Annotated in this window: 4 protein-coding genes; 3 read left to right on the forward strand and 1 reads right to left on the reverse strand. The window is 57.0% G+C overall.

Annotation, left to right across the window (positions count from 1 at the left end):
- From xrtD to AC2FND_RS19445, 3 genes are all read left to right on the forward strand, one after another.
- Positions 1-1,408 (forward strand): VPLPA-CTERM-specific exosortase XrtD (xrtD, locus tag AC2FND_RS19435; protein ID WP_496771364.1); only part of this gene is annotated, 1,408 nt, incomplete at its 5' end.
- Positions 1,409-1,558: 150 nt separating this feature from the next.
- On the forward strand, positions 1,559-3,121 hold the full coding sequence (locus AC2FND_RS19440) for a hypothetical protein (protein ID WP_496771365.1): 1,563 nt from the start codon (positions 1,559-1,561) through the stop codon (positions 3,119-3,121).
- 42 nt (positions 3,122-3,163) lie between these two features.
- Entirely contained in the window at positions 3,164-4,264 is a 1,101-nt protein-coding gene (locus AC2FND_RS19445) for an acyltransferase family protein (RefSeq protein WP_496771366.1), read from the forward strand.
- A 6-nt stretch (positions 4,265-4,270) separates the two neighbouring features.
- Here the strand turns inward: AC2FND_RS19445 and AC2FND_RS19450 are convergent.
- Positions 4,271-4,963 (reverse strand): glycosyltransferase (locus AC2FND_RS19450; protein WP_496771367.1); only part of this gene is annotated, 693 nt, incomplete at its 5' end.

The following is a 4,963-nucleotide window of genomic DNA, read 5'->3' on the forward strand; positions in this document are numbered from 1 at the left end:
CCTGTTCCTGCGTGAATTGCGGGACATGCCGCCGCCCAATCCCATCGTGCGCGACCGCTGGCCGGGCATCACAGTGATTGCTTTGGCTTTGGCCGTCGCCATTCTCGGCAATCTGGCCCGCATCCCGGATATCGTCACCTATGCGATGATCATCTGGACCGGCGGCGTCATGCTCACCGTGTTCGGCTGGCAGCGCGGCATACATCACCAGTTGCCTGTGATCCATCTTGTATTCATGCTGCCCCTGCCGCAATTCCTGTACTGGAAGCTCACAATCTTCCTACAATGGATATCGTCCGAGCTGGGCGTCTGGTTCGTGCAGCTCGCCGGTGTTTCGGTCTTTATCGAAGGCAATGTCATCGATCTGGGCGTCTACAAGCTGCAGGTGGCCGAGGCCTGTTCCGGGCTACGCTACCTGTTCCCAATCCTCAGCTTTTCATACCTCTTTGCCCTGCTCTACCGCGGCCCAATCTGGCACAAGGTGGTTCTGCTGGTCTCGGCCGCGCCGCTGACCGTTCTGATGAACTCCATCCGCATCGGCGTGATCGGTATTCTGGTCAATCAGCATGGCATCGAACAGGCCGAAGGGTTCATGCATTTCTTCGAAGGCTGGATCATCTTCCTGCTCTGCGTCGCCATTCTGTTTCTCATGGCGCTCGGCTTGCAGCGTCTGGCTCCCGATCCAAAGCCCTTTGCCGAGACAATCGATCTGGATACCGAAGGGCTGGGTGCCGTCGCATTGCGTATCTTTGCCATCCGCGCTTCGGTCGCGCTGGCTCTCGCGGCGCTTTTGACGCTTGCGGTCTCGACCGCGTGGACACTGCGCCCCGCCTCCGAGGTGAAACTCGTCGAGCGGGACCCCTTTGTCCTCTATCCGCGACAATTGGGCGGCTGGTCGGGGTCAACCACCAGCCTTGATCCCAATGTTGAACGAACTCTGGGCGCTAGCGATTACCTCCATGCCACTTATATCGACAGCGGATCGGGTGATTTCGTGAACATGTTCGTGGCCTTCTACGACAAGCAAACCGAAGGCGAAGGCATCCATTCACCCGAGGTCTGCCTGCCCGTAGGTGGCTGGGAAATCTTCAGCCTTGAGCCATATGAGATCAATCCGGGCGACACCCCCTACGGCAGCTTTACCGTCAACCGCGCGGTCATCCAGAAAGAGCTGTCAAAGCAGCTGGTCTACTACTGGTTCGAACAACGCGGCAAACGCATGGTCAACGATTTCCGCGCCAAGCTGAGCGTTATCCAGGACGGCTTTACCATGGGCCGGACCGACGGCGCATTGGTTCGATTTGTCACCCCCATCCTGCCCGGCGAAACCGAGGCGGATGCAGATGCACGACTACAGCGGTTCATGGGACCCAGCCTGACCCGCCTGCCGCGGTTTGTGCCGTTTTAAGGAGGAGGTTCAGCGCTTGGGTCTACGAGCCTACGGCCAGATCATCGCAGTCGGGTTGCGAGTGGCTGCGGTAAGAAAATAGATTGCACAATGATATGTTATTGATACCTGATGAAACAGTTTTTTAGTTCTTAGTATATGGTTGGAAAAGTGCCTGCGGCAGAAAAACTTACGACACCTCAAAGCCGTTCTTTGCGACCAGTTCTGGCACTGACTCTGTTTGCCAGCCTTATTCCGCTGTGCGTGACACCCGTCTTGCCGCTGACGGATTTCTACGCCCATATCGCCCGTTATTACATTCTCGCCAATCTTCCGAACTCGGCCATACTGCAACAGAACTATGAGGCTGCCTGGCAACTTCTGCCCAATCTTGGTCTGGATGTTCTGGGCACAGGCGTCATGAAAGTGCTGCCCCCGCTTTTGGGCGCTAAGCTGATCGCCTGTCTGATCATTGCGGCCCCGTTCGCAGGTATTTTGTACCTTGCACGCGTTCTGCACGGCCACCTTTCGGTGCTAACCGTACTTCTGGCTGGCCTGGTGGCGTATAACCATATTCTGATTTGGGGTTTCTCGAATTTTCTGCTGGGATTAGGGGTTCTGCTGGGCGCCACCGGCTATTGGATTGCGGCACAGGGCCGGCCTGTCCGGCAACTGATTGTGACAGCATGTTTGGGGCTGCTTCTTTTCTTTATTCACGGCCTGGCCTTTGCGCTGTGGGGGTTGCTGCTGGGTATGGTTGAGCTGTCGCTTGCGTTCCGATCAGGCTATCCTGGGCTATCGGTTTTGTTACGTAAAGCCGCAAGACTTGTATCAATCGCCATCGCGCCGACTGTGGTTTTCTTACAGACGAAAACCGCAAGTGGTGGCGTCGCCACATCAGTTTCAAATCTTCTGACCCATGCCGAGCATGGAACATTGTGGACACGCCTGAGCACCGAGGCCTATCTGCGCGTTGACGGATTCCTGCGCGTGGCTGAATCCACATGGCGCATTTTCGACTGGGGTTTTGGCATCCTATTGTGGGGCGTGCTGATCGGGGGCCTCATCACCGGGATATGGCGGATCGACTGGCGTATGAAGCTTACCGTGGCGCTGTGTGGTTTGCTGATCTTGATAACCCCTCCGCACCTGTTCGGCGTCGGACATCTGAGTGAACGGATTCCACTTCTGATGCTGGCCCTTCTCGCCGCCAGCTTGTCGCTAAATCCCAGCGCCAAGCTGCGATCACAACAAACGGCCGTTGCGGCGATTGCCGGACTGTTTCTGTTGCGCAATCTGGTGTTGACCGTCGGGTGGTATCAGGACGGCAAAATTTACACCTCTTATATTGAGGCGTTGAATCTCCACGACACGCGCAACCTGGGCGCCGGAGCTTATGTGGAAGACGCAAAGGATGCGTGGGTTTTCAAGCCTAGTTGCAGACCCTTGTCCTTTCTTATGATCTTTAGCGGTACGGCAGTTCCGACCTTTGCCAACCCCACACAGCAACCGCTGCGCATAATTGGTTCGTTAGCCGGCGTGCAAGGCGCAGTTCAACAGATTGCACTGGAAACCAATCATACATTACCATCCGCTGTGGCCGTGCTATCAAAGACCAAAGCCGATACAATTGTCGTTTGCTCGAAGGAATCGTTTCCACCCAAAATTCAAGGTTTCGATATACTCGTGTCAACTGCACCGTGGGCCTTGTATCAAAGATCAGCCTCGAAATAATTGCGTATAGTATGAATATGCCATCAACCCAGGGACCCGCAGATGAAAGAGCATGATGCGCGTGCAACCTCGGGGAAGCCTGCGTCGCTTATCGCGGACCGGTCAGACGGGCGCGACAACAATTTCAACCTGATCCGCATCCTGGCCGCTGGCGGAGTGCTTGTATCGCATGCGTATCCGCTGAGCTGGGGCGGCGCAGTCGGCCAGCCATTCGAATCCACACTGCATGGATTGTCGCTTGGCATGGTCTGCGTCTGGATATTCTTTGCAATCTCAGGCTTTTTCATCACGCGCAGCTTCGACCGAAAACGATCCGCTACCTCCTTCTTGACCGCGCGCGCGCTGCGTCTGTTTCCCGCCCTTGCAGCGGTGACCATAATTACCCTTCTGGTTGCCGGTCTTCTGCTGACACAGGCGCCACCTGCCATTTTCTGGTCGCAGGCAGGGGAGTTCTTCGTTCGCAACATGCTGCTGTTCAGAATTCAGTACGTGCTGCCCGGCGTATTCGAAGCCAATCCTTACGGACCCGCAATCAACGGCTCTCTCTGGTCGCTGTCTTACGAGGTCACCTGCTATACTGGCGTCCTGATCTGTGGGGTTCTTGGCCTTCTGGGCCGAAAGAAGATATTCGCTGCAATGGCGCTGCTGTTCCTAGTTGTCTATGCCGTGGCGATGGTTGCCGAGCTGAACCCGCGCATCGAGCAGCTTACGCGGCTTGGACTGCCGTTCCTGATGGGGATGGTGTTCTATATCTGGCGCCAGTACATCCCGCTGTCCTGGACCCTGCTCGCCACCTCTGCAGCGCTGGCCGTTGTGGCCTGGTTCACGCCGCTGTTTCTGCCGGTCTTCGCCTTCAGCCTGTCTTATGCGACGTTTTTTGCAGGCTACGCCGAAGCCCCGCTGCTTTTGCGCTATAATAAGCTGGGCGACTATTCCTACGGCGTCTACATCTACGCCTTTCCGATCCAGCAGTTGGTGGCACAGACAGGGGTCACGACACCTGTCATAAATATGGCGATATCGCTTCCCTTCACGCTGATTTGTGCAGTGCTGTCATGGCATTTCATTGAAGAACCAGCCATGCGCCTGCGCCGCCGGACCAAAGCTCCAAAACCCATCGAAACCAAGCAGGCCGCCGAATAACGAAGTTCAGCCCTTCCAGATCCGCTTATACGCCGCGATCAGCGCAGGGACCTGATGGGGCCAGGCCATCTCGGCCTCGACCCGGGCGCGGCCATAGCGGCCCATGGCGGCGCGGCGGTCGTCATCTGCCAGCAGCTCGGTGATCTTGTCGGCCATATCCACCGGATCGTTGGCCTTGGCGTAAAGCGAGGCCTCCTGTGCCGAGAACCGCCCTTCGGTCACGTCGAACTGAACGATGGGTTTTTCGAACGCCATGTATTCAAGGATCTTGTTCATGGTGGATTTGTCATTCATCTCGTTCACCCGATCCGGGTTCACGCAGACATCTGCGGTCGACAGGATCTCGAACAGATCATGATCCGGCGCGCGGCCGGTGAAGGTGACGTAATCCGACAGGCCCATTTCAGCAGATTGTTCGCGCAGCTTGTCCAGGCTGGGGCCCCCGCCCACAAGGCAGAACTGGATGTCTTCGCGCCCCTGAACCTGCACCAGATGCGCCACGGATTCCAGCAGAAGGTCAATGCCTTCCTGATCGCCCATGACGCCGACATAGCCCACCATGTATGTCCGCCCGTTGCGCCACGCGGGGTTTGGGGGCAGGTGCTGCAACCGGCTCAGATCGGGGCCCGAGCGAACCACAAAGACATCCTCGGGCGCCATGCCGCCGCGCTCGATGGCAATCCTGCGATAGCTTTCATT

It is taken from the genome of Ruegeria sp. BHSB056, assembly GCF_059613305.1.